The sequence below is a fragment of the Jilunia laotingensis genome (assembly GCF_014385165.1).
GTDB lineage: Bacteria > Bacteroidota > Bacteroidia > Bacteroidales > Bacteroidaceae > Bacteroides > Bacteroides laotingensis.
The window spans coordinates 3,573,554-3,595,494 of the sequence record NZ_JACRTF010000001.1 but is presented as its reverse complement, the minus strand read 5'-3'; the positions used below and the strand labels follow the sequence as shown (position 1 = coordinate 3,595,494).

Here is a 21,941-nt window from a genome sequence, read left to right as displayed (position 1 = left end):
ACCTTGCTTTGCAAATCAGTTTAGAAGAAATTAGAATATTATTTTGTTATTAATACCAAAGTACACGTACTGTGACCCTCCTACAGCACAAACAAATAATATCCGATTCCATTCATCACGAACAGCAACCGGATATTTCTTCAGCTAATTTTATGAGCCTTTTACTTCACGTACACATCGTATGGGATAGGCGCAAGCGCGACGGCTGTATCCATAACCATAATCATAAGGATGAACCAAGTTAGGATGTATATGAAAAATTGATGACGCATAGTTATAAGAAGCTGCAGATGTATAATATCCACCGCAATATCCCACAACATAACAACTGCCGTCACCGTTCCTCCAACCACAGAAAGGAAACAGAGAAGTTGGCCCTGATTTAAAATATTGCATATAAAGTGCAAGTGCATTATCTACGACTTCTGTCCCGTAATTCGCATAATTCAAAGCATTATCACCTTCATGGTTTAGGCCATCAACCGTAAATCCCATCCATGCATCACTCGGTGGTAACATCCAGCCCGAGGGACAAGGATCGAAAATAGATTTTTTCTCCGCACCGTTATTAGCAACTATATTTTTATAATTTACAGAAGCCTCACTAAAAGGAATCCCTCCCCACAGCCTGTCATTATGTCCCCAGTACCAATCACCTTCATTTATATAATTAGCAGTATCATGCGTAGGAGTCTCATTACTTCCTCCGTTATTATCCCACATACCGGGAGTCTTAGCTGAAGCAATAAAAGTGGTTGGATGTTTTATTGAATACGAAATAGTTCCAATATCCGAACTCGTTCTTACAGCATTGAAGACTTCACCCGTACCAATAGAAGAAGACATTTCAATCGAACGGGTATCGTTATCATACACAGCTACAACATACGTGGAACTATAAGCTTGATAATGAGCATCACCTTTTGTCAATAGTTTATTGGGCGGAAATGGATCTTTTCTTCCCCATTGATAATAAGTCCCTATTGCCCCTCCATCTCCTTTGCCCGCACTGATCGCCCCCAAGTTACATGACATAAAGCTCCTCCCCCGTACACGCTTATTAGATATAATCGCATTACTGTTCCACTCATACGTATTATACAATACTGCATTAGAAACCTGTACCGGTGCGCTACTGTTTACCCAAATATGCCATGACCAGACAATGACATCGGAGCTGTTATATCCCGCAATCACAGCATTGCCGTTCAATGGGCCGGCCGTCACATAGATTTTATCATTTTTCAGATAAACCAGATTGCCGGAAGCATTATTACCGATAGCAAAGGCTGTTTGCCACAACACGCGCACGGAAGCTATTTTCTTCGAGACCACACTTTTGTTCACATAGTCCGAATACTTCCATCCGCCCCCGTTTTCCGTACGGTCATAAGGATCGAATACGATACTGGATTTTGGAGTCACCACAAAACAGTTGGCAGGAGCTGCCATCACCCGATTATCCGTCGCGAATGATACGACACGCAATGTCGCCCAATAAAAGCAGTTCCGTTTGATATTGAAATCATTAACCGTGTTTTCACCTGGATAAATCGTATAGACATAGCTACTCCCATCAACATCAGAATCTACGTGCAAACGAATATAGATAGCATTTGCAGGAGCCCAGTCATTTTTCTTCTTTTCATCATTATTTCCTGTAGTACCCTGCCAGTTCTCGGGTACATACCAAGTGTATATCATGGATGTTGAAGGAGAATTGACATCCGACATCGAGCAAGGAGTCAAAGTCGTAGGATATGGAGACGCAGTAACCTCCCCAACTCTCAATACACTGGGCACATTATTGATAGTGACCTTAGTTATTCTTAATTTGTCCTCCACGGAAGTATCCATTACGAACTGGAATGAAATTTTAGCGACCATCCTACTTAAAGAAATCTGTCCCAAATCATTGCTCTTTCCTGCAATCACGGTCTTGCCTGATGCGTGTCCCACCATCAGCAAATTCTTGTAAGTACCTCCATACATATCATTTTCCGTTGACCGCGTGAAAGTACTGGAAGTCAAATTACTTAAGCTACTCCCGATTTTCATATCCTTCGCCCAAAGTAAATTATTAGTATTGGCAACTATATAAATCTGACAATTGACTGCCGGACGAAGCATGACTTCCATAGGCACACCTCTCCCGGAGGATGAAGTCGTTGAATAATAGTGTGGAGAAGCCAACAAAATTCCTTCCGAAGTATATTGAAACACCCATATATTATCGATTGCACTCTCTTTCACATCACTGTTATCATCTTGGCGAGTGTCTTTTCCCTGCATCTCCGATTCATATTCCTCTCCAATCACCTTTATGGGCAAACTTTTCAATGTCAACGAAACCTCTTCAAGCTCCCCTTCCTGATCACCGGTCACCAAGGAAGATTCAATCCGATTCTCTGTACATGCACAAAAAAAAGCCACGAACAACCCGTAAAGTATAAATCTGATCTGTTTCATTACTTTAAACATCTACTGCTATCCTCCAATTACAAAAAAGTTTTCTTTATATATATATTTTGAAATGTCAATCGAACCGGTTTCATCTCTAAAAAAAGTAATCATTACTTTATAGTGATAACCCGGTTTCAAAGTGATGGCGGAGTTAGTGTTCAAATCATTCAAACGTACAATATACATCTCTCCGTTCGCCAAAGCTTCAAAATGGGTCACTTTAATAAGTAATGCAATATCAGTGACGCCTACAACCGGATATGTATACTGCGTCCCCACCAACATTCCTTCTGTCATCACGTCTTGAAGCAAGGTATTGAGTTTTGAAAAAGGAATGACCGCCCTGGTTTCTACATTATTGTTTTGAAAAAGGTATCCTGTAGTACGCGCATTTACCAAATCTGCAGATTCAACAAGGATGTTTCCTACCGCGGCACTCCCTTTATTTATATACAAATCCACACGAGCTGTACGGATAGTCAACGGAACGGTTACCTTATTTTCCTGACCTGTTAAAACCGCCTTTTCAAGACTGCCCGTCATCAACAATCCTTGTGTAGGAAAATTCCCATTATTGTAATCTTCGGTCAGAGAAACCATATCATTAAGCTGCGTATAGGTAGGTGAAGCCGTCAACCGGCCCTTCAACGAAGTACCCGGATTGGCTACTACATAAATATATTTTTTACCTTCCCTCAATGTCAGTTTCAACTCACCGTCAGCATTCAATGTCCCACTTTTCTCGAATAATTTATTTGAATTATAAACCAGAACCACCGCGTTTGTTATTTTGTATTCTTCAATGAGATCATCACCCCTCGTATTGTCCCTGTCGTACTCGGCTATTCTTTCCGAATCATGGTCTGTAGCAATCTCCACCAACACAGTTGCCTCATTATCCGAAATATCATACACCAAAGACTGTTCCGTGCAACTTCCAAACAACAAAGTGACGACCACTCCCATTATAAAAATAAGGAATGCAATACAAGCCGACAATATGTATATCAATATCACCTTTTTATTCATGGTCATCCAATTCCCTCTCTCAATTCTCCTCTTTCACTTTTTCCTTCTTAATTCTTACTTCTTAAATCTCAATATCCTCTCCTACCACTCCGGTTTCACTCCGATCTCCTCCCACGAAGGTATTCTTACTTCCACTCCCAATCCCTGAAAATCGAATAAGATAGGAATAGTAACCTCTTCTTTACCGGAGATTTCAATACTATTATCTGCTATAAATTTTTCCAGTTGAACCACTTCCAGTAGTTTATAGTCACTTTGTTTATATACTTTAAGCAAAGAAGTAGTATGTTCATTGAACCTTGGGACTTCACAACGTGCCATGCTGACCATATACTCTTTCTTATAAACAGCTTCCGGATAAAAGCTCAAAGGCATTCCTCCACAGTTACATTCAAAATCATAGCGAGAATCGAATCCTCCGATGTGAAATACCGGAGGACGGTTTACTCCCCCCTCGTCATAGTCTGTAACGCCTTTCGTATATGCCCAAATCGTGATATGGGCTGAATGGAAAGTGATCGTTGCCGTAGTTTTCCCCTCGGCATCGGCTACACGAAAAGAGGTTTTACCATAATATAAAGGATCGCCCGTTTGCGCCTCTCTCCCCGATGAATGGGCAATGTTCAATACGTGAGCCTCATCTTTCTTCTCTGTATCCACAGCCTGGCAATAATGTTCCAGATTGCCCCAGCAGACCACCTCGTAATCTCCTTCTCCAAGCCGGAGCTGAAATCCCCGATTTAGAGAAAGATCAGCCGGTTCCATACGCCCTGAAGCCACCTGTATACCATCAGCATCGTAAACAAAATAGGTCACATTGGCTATGAAGTCACTAAAAATATCGGAATTTCCATCGCCCATATATTTAAAAACGACAATCGCATTTTTACATCCTCCCATCTCTGTAGTGGTACACCCACTGCAAAGATAAAGGAAGCATAAATTGAGAAGATAAAAGAGTTTTCTCATCGTTGTAGATATTACATCACCGGTTTAACAATTGTGACTACCCAAGGCGTTACACTGACCTTCACCGTAAGGGTGATATCGGCAGGGTTAGGAACACTCGACAGATCGTTTTCCTTGAATTGCAAATCATCAATTTTATAAACCTTTCCTCTTGACAATGCCATCGCTGGTGCGTTCGGATCGGAAGTGGTCTTGAATCCACGTACGTTGAGATACTGCGGATTTCCATAAGTCCCTATGCTTGAAACAATATCTGTCAGTTTTATTATCACACGCGGAGGAACACGGTTGGCATTCTTACCCGGGAAGAATTGATATCCCCATACTCCCTTCGCAGCAGCGGCAACCTTTGATTTCGTAGCAGCCAACACATCAGTGCCCGCTGCCACATCACTCATCAATTTATAGTCCTTGTCATAGTCCGCTCCGCCTCCAGCCAGTATGAACAATAGCTGTGTGGCCGGATCATTTGTTTCATTCAACGCCATTTTGCTATAAAAATGAGAGACATAAATAGCCCGTAGTTTAAAATCAGTCACAGCACCTGTTGCAGTAATCTTGGCTATTTCTATGCGCGCGCACAATGGGTTGAGTGTTATACTTACATCTTTATGGGTTGCATTACCATCGGAAGAATTCGTAAGCGCCCCAATGCCGTCCATCGTCACATAATTAATATTGTTCTGTCCGGGCAGTGGCACGGCAATCTTTTTCAACTCTGTCAATGTGGTCTTCGCACGGACAGTCGCTTCCGCTACCGCATCGGGCATGTTACCTATTATATACACCTTTGTCACCTCTCCCGATACATTTTGAAAAGGATAGCCCGAAGCACCGGAAGCTTTTCCCCAAAAATCATCCACATTGATGACCAGTTGATCGAGGTTAGTAGACGTTCCCCCCTTGGGCGAAATGCGGTAACATAGTTTTATATTTTCTTGGCTAGTCACGAAGAAAAGGTAGCCGCTGCCGAAGGATACTTTATCCGTACTGGTTTTTCCGGCTTCATCGGCACGTGTATCCGGCACATCCTGTTCCACATTTTCAAATCTTACAAATACGTCCTGAACATAATTGCCACTAACATAAGGATCTTCACCCTCCGTGGTCATCGTACAGCTTGCCAATCCAAACAATGCGGCAAACAAAAGTCCAAAATAGTTTTTCATCTCAATCTATCAATTAGTTAATAATTATTTTCAGTCAAAGCGCTACAGGTCACCCCCGAAATAGTCAATCCACGGCCTTCGACCGTCACACTATAGGTATAAATGAAACCGGCAACCCAGCTATCACTCTCATTGACGTACGGCAGCTGAACCGACATCGGCACACCGTCAACCACCAAAGTGAGGAACATGCCCGTAGGCGAAACTACGGAAGGCAACGAAAGGGAAGAGACCACCTTCGTTTGCAAATGTGCGCTATACTCATTGATAACGGCTTTACCCGTGAGAGTCACCGAGTTGGCACTCTTAAACGGGGTAAGTTGTCCTTCCCAGAGATCATTGGTATAAAAATACCCCGAAAGGGTCAGTTCGGTCAACTCTCCGGGAGCATTGGCGGAAAACACTTCTCCCCGATTAATTATGAAACGAAACAACGACCCGTGCGACGGGGCCGACTGTGAGTGGGCAACGATATAAACGGCCTGCAACATCAGTACAACCAAACATAAAAATAGCTTTCTCATTTATCTTGTCTTTTTGTAAATTATTCGATGAATCAAAAACGGTAGAGCAAACTGATGTTGCTGCCTGTTACTGTAAAGTCATGTTTATCGTATTCGCGGCAAAGGCTATTGCACTCTTCACCAGCTTGATATCGCTTTACGGAAGAATAACGGTAACCTCCCCGAAGGCTGAGTTCAATGGCCAGTCCTTTATAAAGCGGCAGGAGATATCCGGCAGAAAGCCCTTCGCTGTGGTATCTTCCGGTATAACTTTCAATCTCCTGTTCATCATTATAGTCACCGAACTGCCCATAGACACCAAAGAAAAAGCCACGGAAATTTCCATCACCTCGTAACCAAAAACGAGGTTCGATACTGTAGGAAGAGATACCCTGAAAACGCTTATTATCGCCATATGACCAATTGCAGTAGGAAAAAGCACCCTTCACCGACCAGCGTTTCAGAAAATAATATTCCACATAGAGGTTGGGGACAAAAGTGGTATGGGTAAAGTCGGGACGGAAACCTGTCCATTGCAGCAGATTTGTACCGACAGCGATCACCGGGGTAAAATCCTGCCATAAGACCGAACGGTGATGGACTCTTCTTTCAGACTTATTACCGTAGGTAGTACCATAGCGGTCGGTAAGAGCCGAATTCTGTATATTCCGATGATGGAACTGGGCATTCCGATATGCCTGGTTAGTATATTGCGTGCGAAGATATATCTCTTTTTCTTCCGCTTCCGAAAGCATAGAGGAATGGGAGGAAACGGACAGTTGCTCATAGTAAATTGTAATGCTGGCTCTCCGAAGCAATGGAAAATAGTTTTGGCTTAAATCCTGATAGACACACCGAGGCAGTTTTTTCAATCTGCGTTCTTTCTGCTCCGGTGTCAAATCCGCTGACGCAAAGGCACGAACCGTTTCCGTAGCACTATTCCCAGTTTGCGTCAAGGCATCCACCAGTCCTTCCCAATCTTCGGGAACGCTGGTAACTCTAAACTCTATATCCGGGAAAAAAGGAAGCAGGTATTTGTGCAAGATCTCAGCGCGTTCGCTTGCCAAATTACTATTCCGTGTATAATCGCCTTCCGGTGAACTGTATCCCACGATTTCTATCTCTCGGACATGCACCGAAGTATCACTCAATGTTTTCGTTATGCAAGTATGCAGATTCTCTATCTCACTGGTGTTCTGTCCGAAATCATAGATAACAAAAGATTTGCCGACAGGATATCCCAGCCTTCCATTCATGCCGGACAAATCCTGTGCCGGCAAAAGAGTAGAGGAAAACAAAGTCCAACACAAAAAAGAAATTGCAGTTTTATAGACCTGCACGCTGAAATTGTTCATAGTTTTTTGTTTGTCTGAATTCTATTCATGCAAATTAATCGACAATGCACCATGGAAAGTGTATTGTTAGGATATATGTAAATTTCAGTTCCGTCACTGCCACAGTGACGGAACTTTTTCGTCAGTCCAACATCCATTACATTGCATGAAAAACAAGTCTACCAAGACTAAGGCTCCGACAAGATTTCACGGGCATCGAAACAGGGGCATTGCTTGATCCACTCTTCCGGTTCGATCACCCCGTCACGGTTCAAGTCGGGAGACAAATCACGATGTCCGCACACTTTAGCTCCCGGATATTCCCTCAACAATGCCTTTACCAATACCCGAATGGAGTGTTTCTGCCACTCGGTGCGCGTATCTTTGGGATTCCCATGGCAATCAAGTCCCCCTTCATAACATATCCCGATAGAGTTACGGTTGAATCCTCTCACATGCGCTCCGATCCTATCCAAATCTCTTGTCGTCTTAATGTCACCATTTTTACGAACATAAAAATGATATCCCGTGCCATCCATCCCCCTTTGCCGGTGACATGCATCCAGGTCACGTTCAGTAAACGTTTTGTCCTCGCGCGTTGCCGAACAATGGACAACTATCAGATCGACCGTTCTCATCACCGCCTGCCTCCACACTCTCTGTTTTTACACTGCAATGAAAGAGACTCCGCCAGTTGTTCTTTCAATAGAATAACTTCCGAATGCATCTCCTTAATCTTCGCACTCAACTCGAAATAATCTTTTAAAACCTTCTCCAATTGTTCCATCAGGAAAGCATACTGCCCGGTCACGAGATCACTAAATTCTTTCACTTCTTTTGCCGTTCCTTTTTTTCGAAGGAAAGGCAGGAGTGCGGTCAGGCACTCCATGATTTTTTCCAACATACCAATAGCAAATTTAGCTAATTATAAAATACGGATAAATTACTGCCTTTCACATCACACGGTCGGATCTTCTCCGTGATCACCTTCATCATCGGCTGACTGTTTCAAACGTTCCAGATAGGTCTGCAAATCGATGAACTCTATTCTATCGCCCGCACGTGTAGCGGCCAGATCGGGACGTACCGTCACTGAAGGACGAAAATTGATCCGTACGTTTTTAATATTCTTTACCGTACACTCCTTTTCGGTTTCCGTACCTGCTGTCCGTGCGGACAGGCTGAAAACCCCAAAGTCCTGAATATTGACGGAATGCCCGTTATACAAAGCCGTACGCATTGCTTCCACAAAGTTTGACAATACGCTCAGAATATCTCCCTTGGATAAAGAACTGCTTTCCTTCATCGTATGAGCAATAGCATTCAAATTGACCGTTTGTCCCAAAGTCAACAATTGGGGATGATAAAGCTCGCTGGCTTCGGGATTACGCATGTTTTTACGCTTCACTTTCTTAAAAATAACAGTCATAACAAATTCCTTTCTTAATTAAATTCTACATCGTTTTATGGCACTCATCCAACAGAACCGGTTCCCATTGTTTTGATATAACAAAGATACGACATGCCGATCGGAGGAATGACCATCGCATGTCGTCCAGGAGAGCATTTGTATTTATAAAAATCTTAAAAGGAAAATCAAAACAATTTCTCTGTTTATACAGAAAAGAATCTTTCAGTAAAATTATCGGCCGGGAGTCCCGTAGAGATATAAAAAGAGCTGTCCGGATCAATTCCGGACAGCTCTAAGACTATAATAAAACGAAGTATAAACTATAATTTCTGAATTTCCTCCAGGCCGAGTGAAGTTGTCTCGGCTATAAAAGCCGGATCTAACCCCTTCGCTTTCAAATTACGGGCTATTTCTATTTGAGCCAGTTCACGTCCTTCGGTAATGCCTTCTTTACGTCCTTCAGTAATTCCTTCAGCTCGTCCTTCCCTCTTAGCAGCATCCATTGTCACCAAATAGTCACGATAAACCTTTACGCTATTGTCATACAATTCCCTCTCTTTCTCAGAAAGAGCCCCTACGTCAGCTATTTCCTCCAGTTTTTCGAAAACGGCCTTCCTCGCTTTAAATGGCATTCGGTTCAATGTTTCCATATTGTTTAACACATAAATCCAACGTTCAAAATTTGTCTCACACTCTTCTTCCGTCTTTTTGAAACAAGGTAAAGCAATAAATATTTGCCTAAACTTATCAGAGAACAATTCTCCTGTTTCACGATCAGACAAGATAACATCAATACGCAGCTTTATGTTTTCTTCCAACAAAAAATTCATAAAAAAGATCCCATAAACCGCTTTCACATCAAACATCCAATTATTCCCGACCAATCCCTGATTAACAATGGCTCTTGACATGTAATACAAAGAACGTTCCTTAAAATTACTTTGAGAACGATTTTGCATCTCTACGATCACTTTCTCACCCGTATTTGTGGTGCAATACACATCGTAAATAATTCCACGTCCCTCCGGATAATCGGGCAATTGCTCATTATTTAGAAAAGTAAGATCTATTATGACCCGCTCACCTTCAAGCAGATCATTCAAAAACTCGATCAATAACTCTTTTGAAACTTCCCTGCCGAAAATTAACTTAAATCCGTAATCGGTGAACGGATTGATAAATCTTCTCATAATCCAACTATTTTGCTACAAAGATAAACTTTTCAAATTAAAAAAAGAAAAGAAGCAGCTAAAAAAAACAAGAAGATAGTTCTCTTTTGAATCCAAAACTAACCCACTGAAATTAAAATATTTAGTCAAATAATATTCGATAAAACGCTTGTATATATTCTTCTTTTTTTGTACTTTTATACAGTAATCATTTATAACATATCATTATGGAAGAAGAACACAAATTTATTATCAGAACTTATAGCAAAGCAGAATTGGCGCATCTTTATAACCCCGATATGCCGCTTGTTTCTGCCATGAGGAAACTCCGTCAATGGATAAGAAGGAATAAACAGCTCTCTTCGGCACTTGCAGAAGCCGGAGAAAACAAACGCGATCACTCTTATCCACCCTTACAAGTGAGGCTCATCACCCGCTATTTGGGAGAGCCTTAAAAGGGGATTAAACACGCCAAAAACGGCCTAAAAAACTTGAACGGTACTTTGAACGGTCAACACCTTTGTAACGGTCTATATACCAAACAATAAGAAGGAAACCCAAAAAAGAGTTTGAACGGTAGTTTGAACCAATAAAATATATATTAAAATAAAGACATGTGCATTTTCGATGATCAAGATGAACAATCCCCGGAGAAAAAGTGAATATCCTCCGAGGATAATTCCGCCTCTACAGAGCAAAAAAACAGGCCTGGATTTATAGATTGTCTACGCTAAAATCGAAATCATAAAATCATGCTTTCCTATAAAGGCCGGATAAATAAATAATAAATACTTCACTGCATATTTTATTTATTTGACATCATGAACCGGACATAAACTTGATAACATAGACCTTACTGATAACTAAAAACAAAATTATTATCATTTTTTTTGGAAGTTATTCAAAAAGATGCATATATTTGCACAAAAGTTCCGTCACTGTGGCAGTGACGGAACTTTTTTTATTTCACCTTCATATATTTCCCAAAAGCATCCATCACCCTGCGATTAGCTTCGGCAAGGATATGTCCGTCGATGGAATCGAGATAAATATGAGTCATCTCTTCCGAACTATGCCCCAAGATGGAACTGATATAAGTCACCGGGACCCCTACCTGACGGGCAAGTGTGGCCCAAGTATGGCGGGGCACGTAGGAAGTGAGAGGGACATCGAGCTTCAAAAGTGCCGAAAGGCTTTTCAGATTCTTGTTATAAAGGCGCAAAGCACTTTGATAAGCCTTCCAGTCGTTTCCATCCTTCTTTTTTAAGATCGGCATCAAATAGAAAGACAATTCGTCTTTACTGCCATAACGTTCCAAGATTTCGGCAGCCAGCGGGGTAACTGAGGTCACGATCTGAGTATTCGTCTTCCGCCGGCGGTAACTGATCGTCCCGCGGACATAATCGGCACGTCGCAGAAAGGCGAGATCGACAAAAGGAATGCCGCAAAGATAAAAGCTCAAGAGAAAATAATCGCGGCAAGCCTGTAAAGAGCGATATAGGCTCAGGTCGGCACCACGGAGCCGGGCAAGGACATCGAAATCGACTGCCCGTTTACGCGTATCGTCACGCCCTTTGAACACACCGGCAAACAGAGATTCCTCCCGAGGAACATGCCCCGCCTTTACAGCCTGGTTATAAATGGACTGTAACATTCGCATATAAAACGATATCGTATTGCGGCTACATCCCGACTGCCATAAATAATACTCATAGTCTTTAATCAAAGACTCACGGAAAAGTGCCGGCATGCCCATCTGGCCCCCCGCAAAGCGAGCCACACTTCGCGAGGTACTCATATAAGCATCCGCTGTACGGTAATCACGTATTCCTTTCAATCTTTCTGCAAGTGTAGAAACAAAAATAAAAAAATCTTTCTCCATAATTAAAATAATTTTATCAAACAAAACGCAACAAGTTCATGTTCATGAAAACCCTGAAAATCATTACTAAAAATAATAACACATCTATTTTGTTTTACCAATACATAATTTTAAATCATTGTTTTGTTTATTTTTTTAGTATACTTTTGCCAGTGATATGACGTTCATGTCAATTTAAAACCTTGCATAATGAAAATAAAAAAGACACTCAATTTAGACGGCTGTCCTTGTGTTAAAGATGTTGCAATAGCCTATTTTCCCCAATACCATGACCCCCGTACGGCTGTGGCCGCTTTCCGTAAAAAGATTGCGACCACCCCACAGCTCTGGAAGGAATTGCTCGATGCGGAGTACAACCCGAATGAAAAGCACCTGACTGCCGCGCAACTGATTATCATTGTGGAACACTGGAAAATGCCCGATGAATTGGCTAAATTCAGGGAAAAATGGCAATAGATGGCAAAAAGAGCAAAACTGACATCAAATATTTGATGCCGTCAATAAGGCTTACTACCTTTGGGAATAAAATAAATCAATAAAGATGAAAAACGCTAAAGAGCTGCTGTCAGAAGCAACAAGCAAAGGGTACATCATGTTACCGAAACATTTGATGGAGATTTTTCTTCTTCATAAAAAGTCACAAGCAACCGAACTGGAAGCATTCCTAATCTTACTCAGCCGGACAAATTACAAAGATGAAACTTTCCGCGTAAAAGAGAAAACGATGCTATGCCACAGAGGGGAATCCATGAGAAGCTTGGAGTCGTGGGGACAGTTGTTCGGATGGAAAAAAGGAAAAACAACGTACTTTTTCAACAAACTGAAACGGATGGGGTTGATCGAATCCATTCCCAACGAAGTGACCACTCACCTACGGATCAAAGAGTACGAAGTATGGACAGGAAACGAATGGAGAAAACCGGTACCGAAAGAGGAGGAAGACTTGGAATTCAATCGGTTCTGGATAACCTTCCACGAAATCACGCACACCAACAAGGTCAACATCGGCCGTGCCCGGAGGGAGTGGAAAAAGCTACTGGCTACGGAAAAGCAGCTTGCCATCAGCCAGATAGAAATTTACTATGCCAGCCTCAAGAATACAAATTATTGCAAGCAAGCAGCTACGTATCTGGCAGACAAGGCTTATAAAAATGAATACATCGACTAATTTATGAAAGACATGGAAAATTCAAGAAACACTCCGCTGCCACAGGAGAAAGAACTGGAAGAGGCAGTGATCGGTGCATTGTTAGTGGAGAGCAGAGCGATAAGCTTGGTGATCGGCTACCTCCGCCCGGAAATGTTTTACGACCCGAAACTGGAAACGATCTATGCTTCTATCGAAGCAATGTTCCACGAAGGAAAGAAGGTCGACATCCTCACCGTAAAAGAAGAATTGCAAAAACAGGGAAAACTACAGGAGATAGGCGGTGCGTATAACATCACCTGGCTTTCCTCGAAAGTGGCAAGCAGCGCGCACCTCGAAACCCACGCAATGATTCTGAAAGACAAATACCTGAAACGGGAACTGATAACAGGACTCCACAAAGCGCTGTCGAAAGCCGCGGACGAGACTTTCGACACGGAAGAAGTGCTGTCGGACATCCACGCCCTGATAGATGGCATAGAGAATGACTGCGGATGGAAACAGCAGTTACGACCGATGTCGTCACTCATGGCGGACACTTTGAGGGAAGCGGAGCAACGACAACAAAACAACCGCAACGGGCTGACCGGCATTCCTACCGGGCTAGCAGATCTGGACAAACTGACATCAGGGCTTCAAAACAACGATTTGATACTGATCGGGGCACGCCCGTCCGTTGGAAAGACCGCTTTCGGGCTAAATATGGCAAAAGCCGCTGCACAAGCAGGTCACAATGCAGTGTTCTACAGCATCGAAATGCAAGGCGAGAGGTTGGGCGATCGCTGGATTTTGTCGGAATGCCGCCTGAACGCCACTCAATGGAGAAGCGGCCTGATCAGCGAAGAGGAGATGATACAGGCACGCGCCACAGCCAACAAACTGTCACGATTGCCACTGTACATAGACGACAGTGCCAGAATGAGCATGGACTATATCCGGGCGAGCGCCAGAATGTTGCACAGCAAAGGAAAATGCGATGTCATCTTCATCGACTACTTGCAGTTGAGCGAAATGAAACATGAGAAAGAGAACAGGAACCGGGAACAGGAAGTGGCACAGGCTGCACGAAAGGCTAAAATGCTGGCAAAAGAGTTAAGCATCCCGGTAGTGTTATTAAGCCAATTGAACCGCGAATCGGAAACACGCCCTTTCAAGAAGCCGGCATTGGCGGATTTAAGGGAAAGCGGCTCGATAGAACAGGATGCGGACATCGTCATATTGCTCTACCGCCCCGCACAAGCTGGATTGAGTACAGACAAGGACAGTGGCTTCCCCACGGACCACCTGGGCGTGGCGATTGTTGCCAAGCATCGTAACGGAGAGACGAAGAGTGTCTATTTCGGCCATAGTTCCGACATGACGGTGATATCCGATTATACGCCACCGATGGAATGGGTACTGAGGCAAAAATAAAAGGGTGCCCTCTCCTATCTATCAAACAGAATCTCAATATATAGGCAAAGGCGGAACACTGTCCGCTGGCATCCCCATTTATTATGAGATTTCATAAAAGATTCCATTATAAATGGGGATTTTTCTTTTCATACGACTGCCCTATCTTTGCATCATCACAAAAAAAGGAGTTGGAAAATGAATAAAATTGGTGTAATTTACGGTTCCACAACCGGAACCACAGAGGATATAGCCTACCGGATTGCAGATAAGCTAAACGTACCCAAAGAAGAGGTTCACGAAGCATCCAAACTGAACGAAGCATTCATAAAAGAATGTGATGTGCTGGTCATGGGAACTTCTACCTGGGGTGCCGGTGAATTACAGGACGACTGGTACGATGGCGTGAAGGTGTTGAAACAAGCAGATCTGTCACATAAGTTTATTGCTTTGTTCGGTTGCGGAGATTCGGATTCTTACAGTGACACATTCTGTGACGGTATCGGAATCTTATATGAAGACCTGAAAGATACAGGTTGCACCTTTATAGGAGCGACGGACACAGCGGGCTATACCTTCGATTCGTCCGTATCGGTAATCAACGGGAAATTCATAGGACTGCCTCTCGACGAGGTGAACGAAGACAATAAGACAGAAGAGCGAATCACTCAATGGGTGGGAAGGCTGAAAAAAGAGCTTGATGGGAAATAGAATGTTCCTACCGGGATAGGGCATCCGCCCGCTATTCGAACAATATTGTAGAAAAACAGAAGAGATAAAATAGCCATTTAGCATAGTTTTTGTACGTGTTAGCTTTGTTTGTATGTCTTTTTTAGTGAGGAAGCCGCTTCGTTAGGGAAAGCGGCTTCTTTTTTTCCACATTTATAAAAAATAATCCCTCATTCTTCTTTTTTCTGCTTCTTTTTCATTTACTTTGCCACTGTAAAGACAAAGGGGTGCCCGAAAGACGAGACGGGCTGAGATTATACCCTGGAACCTGATGCAGTTAGCACTGACGTAGGGATTGTGTTACTTTTTTCGCCTTCCATCACCAAGCACACTCTTTGTATTTACTTTCATACGGATACTAATTTTATAGCAATGAAAGTACAAGTTAACAACAAAGAGGTGGAAACAGACGCTTCTTCCACTATCACAAAACTGGCCGGGCAACTGGAACTTCCTTCGAACGGCATTGCCATCGCAGTGAACAATAAGATGATCCCACGTACGGAATGGGATGAATTCCTGTTGCACGAAAATGACCGTCTGGTAATAATCAAAGCTGCTTGCGGAGGATAATTGCTATGATCAGTCTGCAATTCATAACTCATCAAACAGATAAATACTCTTATCTGGAATCGGCACGAATGGCGCTTGAAGGGGGATGCAAATGGATACAGCTTCGCATGAAGGAGGCCCCCTTGGACGAAGTGGAAGCGGTAGCCTTGCAACTGAAACCGATGTGCCGGGATCATGAAGCCATCCTGGTCTTGGACGATCACGTGGAATTGGCTAAAAAACTGGAAGTAGACGGGGTTCATCTCGGTAAAACAGACATGCCCGTGGCAGAAGCCCGGCAACTGCTGGGGGAAGCTTTCATCATAGGTGGCACCGCCAACACTTTCGAAGATGTAGAGATGCACTACCGGGCAGGAGCCGACTATGTAGGCATAGGCCCATTCCGGTTTACCACGACAAAGAAAAACCTAAGCCCGGTACTGGGACTGGAAGGCTATGCATCTATTCTATCGGACATGGAGAAAGCCGGGATAAAACTGCCGGTAGTGGCCATCGGAGGAATCACCTACGAAGATATTCCCGCCATTCTGGAAACAGGCGTGAACGGCATTGCCCTTTCAGGGACGATACTGAACGCAGAGAATCCGGTGGCGGAAACAAGAAGAATTTTGAATAACAACTAATAGTATGGACAAACTTATCATCGCGGGACGTGAATTCAATTCCCGCCTTTTCCTGGGTACAGGTAAATTCAACTCAAACGACTTGATGGAACAATCGATTCTGGCATCGGGCACAGAAATGGTGACAGTGGCAATGAAACGGATCGATATGGAAAACAAGGAAGATGACATGCTGAAACATATCATCCATCCGCACATCCAATTACTGCCTAACACATCGGGAGTGAGAAATGCGGAAGAAGCCGTATTCGCTGCACAAATGGCACGTGAAGCATTCGGAACAAACTGGCTGAAACTGGAGATCCACCCCGACCCGCGTTACCTTCTCCCCGACTCCATCGAGACACTAAAAGCTACGGAGGAACTCGTAAAACTGGGTTTTGTGGTACTCCCTTATTGCCAAGCCGATCCGGTTCTTTGCAAACGGCTGGAAGAGGCGGGCGCGGCAACCGTAATGCCCTTGGGTGCCCCTATCGGAACCAATAAAGGACTTCAAACAAAGGAATTCCTGAAAATCATCATCGAGCAAGCCGGTATCCCGGTTGTTGTGGATGCCGGTATCGGCTCGCCCAGTCATGCCGCTGAAGCAATGGAGCTGGGCGCATCCGCTTGTCTGGTAAACACGGCAATTGCTGTGGCAGGCGATCCGGTAGAAATGGCTAAAGCATTCAAACTATCTGTGGAAGCCGGACGTATGGCATACGAAGCCGGACTGGGGGTGCAAGCCGACAACCTGATTGCAGAAGCCAGTTCTCCACTAACCGCATTTTTAAACTTATAATCTAGTACCATGGAACAGAAAATCAAATTCCAACGCTCCGAGAAAGTGTATATGCCCGGCAAACTGTTTCCCGAAATACGGGTTGCCATGCGCAGAGTCGAACAAGTGCCCAGCACCCATTTCAAGGGGGATGAAAAGATCATCACACCTAATCCGAAGGTGTATATTTATGACACAAGCGGAGCTTTCAGCGATCCGGCTATCACCGTAGACCTCAAAAAAGGACTCCCGCGTCTGCGCGAATCATGGATTCTGAAACGCGGAGATGTGGAACAGCTTCCCGAAATCACTTCCGAATATGGACGGATGCGTCGGGATGACAAGAGCCTGGATCATCTTCGTTTTGAACACATCGCCCTGCCTTACCGTGCAAAAAAGGGAGAAGCCATCACGCAGATGGCCTATGCCAAACGGGGTATAATCACACCGGAGATGGAATACGTCGCCATCCGTGAGAACATGAATTGTGAGGAGTTGGGCATAGAGACGTACATTACTCCCGAATTTGTACGTAAAGAAATAGCTGAAGGACGTGCCGTGTTGCCCGCCAACATCAACCATCCCGAAGCCGAACCGATGATAATCGGGCGCAATTTCCTGGTGAAAATCAATACGAACCTTGGGAACTCGGCCACCACATCGGGTATTGACGAGGAGGTGGAGAAAGCGGTATGGAGTTGCAAATGGGGAGGCGACACGCTGATGGATCTTTCAACCGGTGAAAACATACATGAGACACGCGAATGGATCATCCGCAATTGTCCCGTTCCGGTGGGTACCGTACCGATTTATCAGGCATTGGAGAAAGTAAACGGAAAGGCGGAAGACCTCTCCTGGGAACTCTATCGCGACACGCTCATCGAACAGTGCGAACAAGGAGTGGATTATTTCACCATCCACGCTGGCATACGCCGCCAGAACATACATCTGGCAGACAAACGCCTTTGCGGCATCGTTTCACGCGGAGGAAGCATCATGAGCAAATGGTGTCTGATGCACGACCGCGAAAGTTTCCTCTACGAACATTTCGATGACATCTGCGACATACTGGCTCAATACGACGTAGCCATTTCATTGGGTGACGGGCTTCGTCCGGGATCTATCCATGATGCCAATGACGAGGCTCAGTTTGCCGAACTCGACACGATGGGCGAACTGGTTGTCCGCGCCTGGGAGAAAAATGTGCAAGCCTTCATTGAAGGCCCGGGTCATGTGCCTATGCACAAGATAAAAGAAAATATGGAACGGCAGATCGAGAAATGCCACGATGCTCCCTTCTATACGCTTGGCCCGTTGGTAACGGATATTGCCCCGGGCTACGATCACATCACTTCGGCCATCGGTGCAGCGCAAATCGGCTGGTTGGGTACGGCCATGCTCTGTTACGTCACTCCCAAAGAACACTTGGCTCTCCCCGATAAAGAGGATGTTCGTGTAGGAGTAGTGACCTACAAGATAGCTGCCCATGCAGCCGACCTCGCCAAAGGGCATCCCGGGGCACAAGTACGGGACAATGCCTTGAGCAAAGCCCGCTACGAGTTCCGTTGGAAAGACCAGTTCGACCTTTCCCTCGATCCCGAACGTGCTTTCTCCTATTTCCATGCCGGACGGCATACGGATGGGGAGTACTGTACGATGTGCGGCCCTAATTTCTGCGCCATGCGCTTGAGCAGGGAAATAATTAAAAATTAATAATGAAAAACGGGAGTGTTATTTCTGATAAATCATTGGATTTTGCATTGAGAATTATTAAAGCTTATAAATTTTTGATCAATGAAAAACAAGAATATGTGTTGTCTAAGCAGATACTTAGAAGCGGGACGGCTATCGGAGCTTTAATCCGGGAAGGGGAATTTGCAGAAAGTAAAAAGGATTTCATTCACAAATTGAGTATAGCATTGAAAGAAGCAAATGAAACGGAATACTGGCTCGTTTTGCTAAAAGAAAGTGATTATATTTCTGAAGAATCTTTCTGCTCCATTCACACCGATTGCGTTGAACTAATCAAGCTTTTAGTCAGCATCATCAAATCATCCAAAAACAGTGAAAGCTAAATCAGTCTTTCATCTATTAACTTTTAATTTTTAATTATTAATTTTTAATTAAACCAAATGTTTTCAGACGAATTAGAAAAAATATCGTGGGGGAATACCACCAAAGCCATCTATTCGAAAACTGACGCTGACGTACGTCGGGCATTGGGAAAGGAGCATTGCGACGTAAACGACTTCATGGCACTTATCTCACCGGCTGCCGCCCCCTATCTGGAGGTCATGGCACGCCTCAGCCAAAAATATACCATGGAACGTTTCGGGAAAACAATTTCCATGTTCGTACCCCTTTACCTTACCAATTCATGTACCAACTCGTGCGTTTACTGCGGTTTCCACATCAGTAACCCGATGAAACGAACCATCCTGACCGAAGAGGAGATGGTGAATGAATACAAAGCTATCAAACGACTGGCTCCATTTGAGAATCTCCTTCTCGTAACGGGTGAGAACCCGGCTGCCGCAGGGGTTCCTTACATCGCCCGCGCACTGGATCTGGCAAAGCCGTATTTCAGCAATCTGCAAATAGAAGTAATGCCGCTCAAAGCCGAAGAATATGAACTACTGACCCATCACGGGCTTAACGGAGTAATCTGTTTCCAGGAGACATACAACAAGGCGAATTACAACATTTACCATCCGCGGGGAATGAAATCGAAATTCGAGTGGCGTGTCAACGGATTCGACCGTATGGGACAGGCAGGCGTTCATAGAATAGGAATGGGTGTACTGATCGGCTTGGAGGAATGGCGAACGGATGTGACGATGATGGCTTATCACCTCCGCTATCTGCAAAAGCACTACTGGAAGACAAAATACAGCGTCAACTTCCCACGTATGCGGCCTTCGGAAAACGGTGGGTTCCAGCCCAACGTAGTGGTAAACGACCGGGAACTGGCTCAATTGACATTTGCCATGCGCATCTTCGACCATGATGTAGACATCTCCTATTCCACCCGTGAGAGTGCAGAATTCCGCAATCACATGGCAACCCTGGGTGTGACTACCATGAGCGCAGAAAGCAAAACCGAACCGGGAGGTTACTACAGTTATCCGCAAACACTGGAACAATTTCATGTCAGCGATGAGCGCAAAGCTGTGGAGGTAGAACATGATTTGAGAAGGTTGGGACGCGAACCGGTATGGAAAGACTGGGATCAGTCTTTCGATTTTAATTGACATATCAATAGCTGTTTTTATGAGATATGACAGACAAATCCTTCTTCCCGAAATAGGCGAAGAAGGACAGGAAAAGTTGAAAGCAGCGAAAGTGCTGATAGTGGGCGTGGGAGGATTAGGTTCTCCCATCGCCCTTTATCTGGCTGGTGCGGGGGTAGGAACAATCGGGCTGGTAGATGATGACGTGGTGAGCATCAGCAACCTTCAACGACAGGTACTCTACAGCGAGGAGGAGTTGGGAGACTTTAAAGCCGTGTGTGCAGCCATGCGTCTGACGGCACTCAATAGCGAAATAAAAATTAACTCTTGCCCGGGGAGACTAAGTAAAGAAAATGCACAGGAACTTATAAATGCCTACGACATAATCGTTGACGGTTGTGATAACTTTGTAACGCGATACCTCATCAATGATAGTTGCATGGCACTGGGAAAGCCGTATGTATACGGAGCTATCAGCGGGTTTGAAGGACAAGTTTCGGTATTCAACTATGGAGACAATCCTAAGAATTACCGTGACCTCTATCCGGACGAAGAGGAAATGTTGCGGTTGCCCCCTCCTTCAAAAGGGGTAATGGGAGTAACGCCTGCCATCACCGGAAGTGTTCAGGCAACGGAAGTTTTAAAAATTATTTGTGGTTTCGGAGAGGTTTTAGCAGGCAAACTATGGACAATTGACCTTCGAACCTGGCAATCTAACATATTTTCACTATAAAGGTTGGTTTCTGATATAGTTAATTACTAACTTTGCTAAACATAACTGTTTAACAAAAGAAATGAAACTTATTGTAGTTACTACCCCCACCTTCTTCGTTGAAGAAGACAAAATAATAACTGCTCTGTTCGAGGAGGGATTGGACATTCTACATCTTAGAAAGCCGGAAACACCGGCTATGTATTCCGAACGTCTCCTAACCTTAATACCGGAAAAATTTCACCGGCGCATCGTAACGCACGAACACTTCTACCTGAAAGAGGAATTCAACCTGATGGGGATTCACCTGAACAGCCGAAACCCTAAAGAGCCGCATGATTACGCTGGTCATGTCAGTTGTTCGTGCCATTCGGCAGAAGAGGTAAAGAATAAAAAACACTTCTATGATTATGTCTTTATGAGTCCCATCTATGACAGCATTTCGAAAGTAAACTATTATTCCACCTATACAGCCGAAGAACTTCGCCAAGCGCAGAAAGATAAGATTATCGACTGCAAAGTGATGGCACTCGGTGGTATAAACGAAGAGAACATCATAGAAATCAAAGATTTCGGTTTTGGCGGGGCGGTAGTCCTTGGAGATGTCTGGAATAAGTTCGATGCTTGTGCAGACCGGGATTATCTGGCGGTAATCGAGCATTTCAAGAAATTAAAGAAACTGGCAGACTGACAAGATTCAAACAATTTGCAAATAAAGGATAGAACGGATAACCGATAGAATGCAACAACGCCCTTGCTCCGATTACTGTGTAGCAAGGGCGTTGTTCGTTGAAAGGGGTTTATAATATCATAGCTTTATGGGAGCATACCCTCCAAAGTTCTCGG

Annotated in this window: 24 protein-coding genes and 1 riboswitch; of the genes, 13 read left to right on the top strand and 11 right to left on the bottom strand. The window is 44.1% G+C overall.

Going from position 1 to position 21,941, the window contains the following annotated elements:
• Nucleotides 1-150: 150 nt before the first annotated feature.
• The 10 genes from H8744_RS13850 to H8744_RS13805 form a co-directional block, all read right to left on the bottom strand.
• A complete protein-coding gene (locus tag H8744_RS13850) occupies nt 151-2,469 on the bottom strand; it encodes a DUF4906 domain-containing protein (RefSeq protein ID WP_262435399.1) in 2,319 nt (772 codons plus the stop codon).
• 18 nt (nt 2,470-2,487) lie between these two features.
• A complete protein-coding gene (locus H8744_RS13845; protein WP_262435398.1) occupies nt 2,488-3,498 on the bottom strand; it encodes a fimbrial protein in 1,011 nt (336 codons plus the stop codon).
• A 75-nt stretch (nt 3,499-3,573) separates the two neighbouring features.
• Nucleotides 3,574-4,461, bottom strand: coding sequence for a FimB/Mfa2 family fimbrial subunit (locus H8744_RS13840; RefSeq protein WP_262435397.1), 888 nt, complete (start codon nt 4,459-4,461; stop codon nt 3,574-3,576).
• Between the two features lie 11 nt (nt 4,462-4,472).
• Entirely contained in the window at nt 4,473-5,630 is a 1,158-nt protein-coding gene (locus H8744_RS13835) for a hypothetical protein (RefSeq protein WP_262435396.1), read from the bottom strand.
• Between the two features lie 17 nt (nt 5,631-5,647).
• On the bottom strand, nt 5,648-6,154 hold the full coding sequence (locus H8744_RS13830) for a fimbrillin family protein (RefSeq protein WP_262435395.1): 507 nt from the start codon (nt 6,152-6,154) through the stop codon (nt 5,648-5,650).
• Nucleotides 6,155-6,186: 32 nt separating this feature from the next.
• Nucleotides 6,187-7,488, bottom strand: a complete 1,302-nt coding sequence (locus H8744_RS13825) for a DUF3575 domain-containing protein (protein WP_262435394.1) — start codon at nt 7,486-7,488, stop codon at nt 6,187-6,189.
• A gap of 167 nt (nt 7,489-7,655) precedes the next feature.
• On the bottom strand, nt 7,656-8,105 hold the full coding sequence (locus tag H8744_RS13820; protein WP_262435393.1) for an N-acetylmuramoyl-L-alanine amidase: 450 nt from the start codon (nt 8,103-8,105) through the stop codon (nt 7,656-7,658).
• Nucleotides 8,105-8,371, bottom strand: a complete 267-nt coding sequence (locus H8744_RS13815) for a hypothetical protein (RefSeq protein ID WP_262435392.1) — start codon at nt 8,369-8,371, stop codon at nt 8,105-8,107. Before H8744_RS13815 ends, H8744_RS13820 begins: the two co-directional genes overlap by 1 nt.
• A 54-nt stretch (nt 8,372-8,425) precedes the next feature.
• Entirely contained in the window at nt 8,426-8,896 is a 471-nt protein-coding gene (locus tag H8744_RS13810) for an HU family DNA-binding protein (protein ID WP_262435391.1), read from the bottom strand.
• A 302-nt stretch (nt 8,897-9,198) separates the two neighbouring features.
• Nucleotides 9,199-10,068, bottom strand: a complete 870-nt coding sequence (locus tag H8744_RS13805; RefSeq protein WP_262435390.1) for an Rpn family recombination-promoting nuclease/putative transposase — start codon at nt 10,066-10,068, stop codon at nt 9,199-9,201.
• Between the two features lie 206 nt (nt 10,069-10,274).
• Between H8744_RS13805 and H8744_RS13800 the strand changes: the two genes are divergently transcribed.
• Nucleotides 10,275-10,502 carry a DUF4248 domain-containing protein gene (locus H8744_RS13800; RefSeq protein WP_262435389.1) on the top strand — a complete coding sequence of 76 codons (228 nt, stop codon included), beginning with the start codon at nt 10,275-10,277 and terminating at the stop codon, nt 10,500-10,502.
• 506 nt (nt 10,503-11,008) lie between these two features.
• On the opposite strand, the gene H8744_RS13795 is transcribed toward H8744_RS13800, so the two are convergent.
• Nucleotides 11,009-11,929 carry a tyrosine-type recombinase/integrase gene (locus H8744_RS13795; RefSeq protein ID WP_262435388.1) on the bottom strand — a complete coding sequence of 307 codons (921 nt, stop codon included), beginning with the start codon at nt 11,927-11,929 and terminating at the stop codon, nt 11,009-11,011.
• A 189-nt stretch (nt 11,930-12,118) separates the two neighbouring features.
• Between H8744_RS13795 and H8744_RS13790 the strand changes: the two genes are divergently transcribed.
• From H8744_RS13790 to H8744_RS13735, 12 genes are all read left to right on the top strand, one after another.
• The gene (locus H8744_RS13790) at nt 12,119-12,385 is read left to right on the top strand and encodes a DUF4248 domain-containing protein (protein ID WP_262435387.1); all 267 of its coding nucleotides are present in this window, start codon (nt 12,119-12,121) and stop codon (nt 12,383-12,385) included.
• Nucleotides 12,386-12,470: 85 nt separating this feature from the next.
• Nucleotides 12,471-13,097, top strand: a complete 627-nt coding sequence (locus H8744_RS13785; protein WP_262435386.1) for an LvrA C-terminal domain-related protein — start codon at nt 12,471-12,473, stop codon at nt 13,095-13,097.
• A gap of 12 nt (nt 13,098-13,109) precedes the next feature.
• A complete protein-coding gene (gene dnaB, locus H8744_RS13780) occupies nt 13,110-14,489 on the top strand; it encodes a replicative DNA helicase (protein ID WP_262435385.1) in 1,380 nt (459 codons plus the stop codon).
• Nucleotides 14,490-14,666: 177 nt separating this feature from the next.
• Complete coding sequence (gene fldA / locus H8744_RS13775; protein ID WP_262435384.1) at nt 14,667-15,179, top strand: flavodoxin FldA; 513 nt, start codon at nt 14,667-14,669, stop codon at nt 15,177-15,179.
• Nucleotides 15,180-15,410: 231 nt separating this feature from the next.
• Nucleotides 15,411-15,509: riboswitch (TPP riboswitch) on the top strand.
• A gap of 60 nt (nt 15,510-15,569) precedes the next feature.
• The gene (gene thiS, locus H8744_RS13770; RefSeq protein WP_262435383.1) at nt 15,570-15,770 is read left to right on the top strand and encodes a sulfur carrier protein ThiS; all 201 of its coding nucleotides are present in this window, start codon (nt 15,570-15,572) and stop codon (nt 15,768-15,770) included.
• A 5-nt stretch (nt 15,771-15,775) separates the two neighbouring features.
• Complete coding sequence (locus tag H8744_RS13765) at nt 15,776-16,393, top strand: thiamine phosphate synthase (RefSeq protein WP_262435382.1); 618 nt, start codon at nt 15,776-15,778, stop codon at nt 16,391-16,393.
• A 4-nt stretch (nt 16,394-16,397) separates the two neighbouring features.
• The gene (locus tag H8744_RS13760) at nt 16,398-17,174 is read left to right on the top strand and encodes a thiazole synthase (protein ID WP_262435381.1); all 777 of its coding nucleotides are present in this window, start codon (nt 16,398-16,400) and stop codon (nt 17,172-17,174) included.
• 9 nt (nt 17,175-17,183) lie between these two features.
• Nucleotides 17,184-18,866 (top strand): phosphomethylpyrimidine synthase ThiC, encoded by a 1,683-nt coding sequence (gene thiC / locus H8744_RS13755; protein ID WP_305067379.1) that lies wholly within the window; start codon nt 17,184-17,186, stop codon nt 18,864-18,866.
• 2 nt (nt 18,867-18,868) lie between these two features.
• Entirely contained in the window at nt 18,869-19,228 is a 360-nt protein-coding gene (locus H8744_RS13750; RefSeq protein WP_262435380.1) for a four helix bundle protein, read from the top strand.
• A gap of 57 nt (nt 19,229-19,285) precedes the next feature.
• Complete coding sequence (thiH, locus tag H8744_RS13745) at nt 19,286-20,404, top strand: 2-iminoacetate synthase ThiH (protein WP_262435379.1); 1,119 nt, start codon at nt 19,286-19,288, stop codon at nt 20,402-20,404.
• A gap of 19 nt (nt 20,405-20,423) precedes the next feature.
• Nucleotides 20,424-21,116: a HesA/MoeB/ThiF family protein gene (locus tag H8744_RS13740; RefSeq protein ID WP_262435378.1), complete on the top strand. Its 693-nt coding sequence runs from the start codon at nt 20,424-20,426 to the stop codon at nt 21,114-21,116.
• A 61-nt stretch (nt 21,117-21,177) separates the two neighbouring features.
• A complete protein-coding gene (locus H8744_RS13735; RefSeq protein ID WP_262435377.1) occupies nt 21,178-21,786 on the top strand; it encodes a thiamine phosphate synthase in 609 nt (202 codons plus the stop codon).
• The last annotated feature ends 155 nt before the right edge of the window (nt 21,787-21,941 follow it).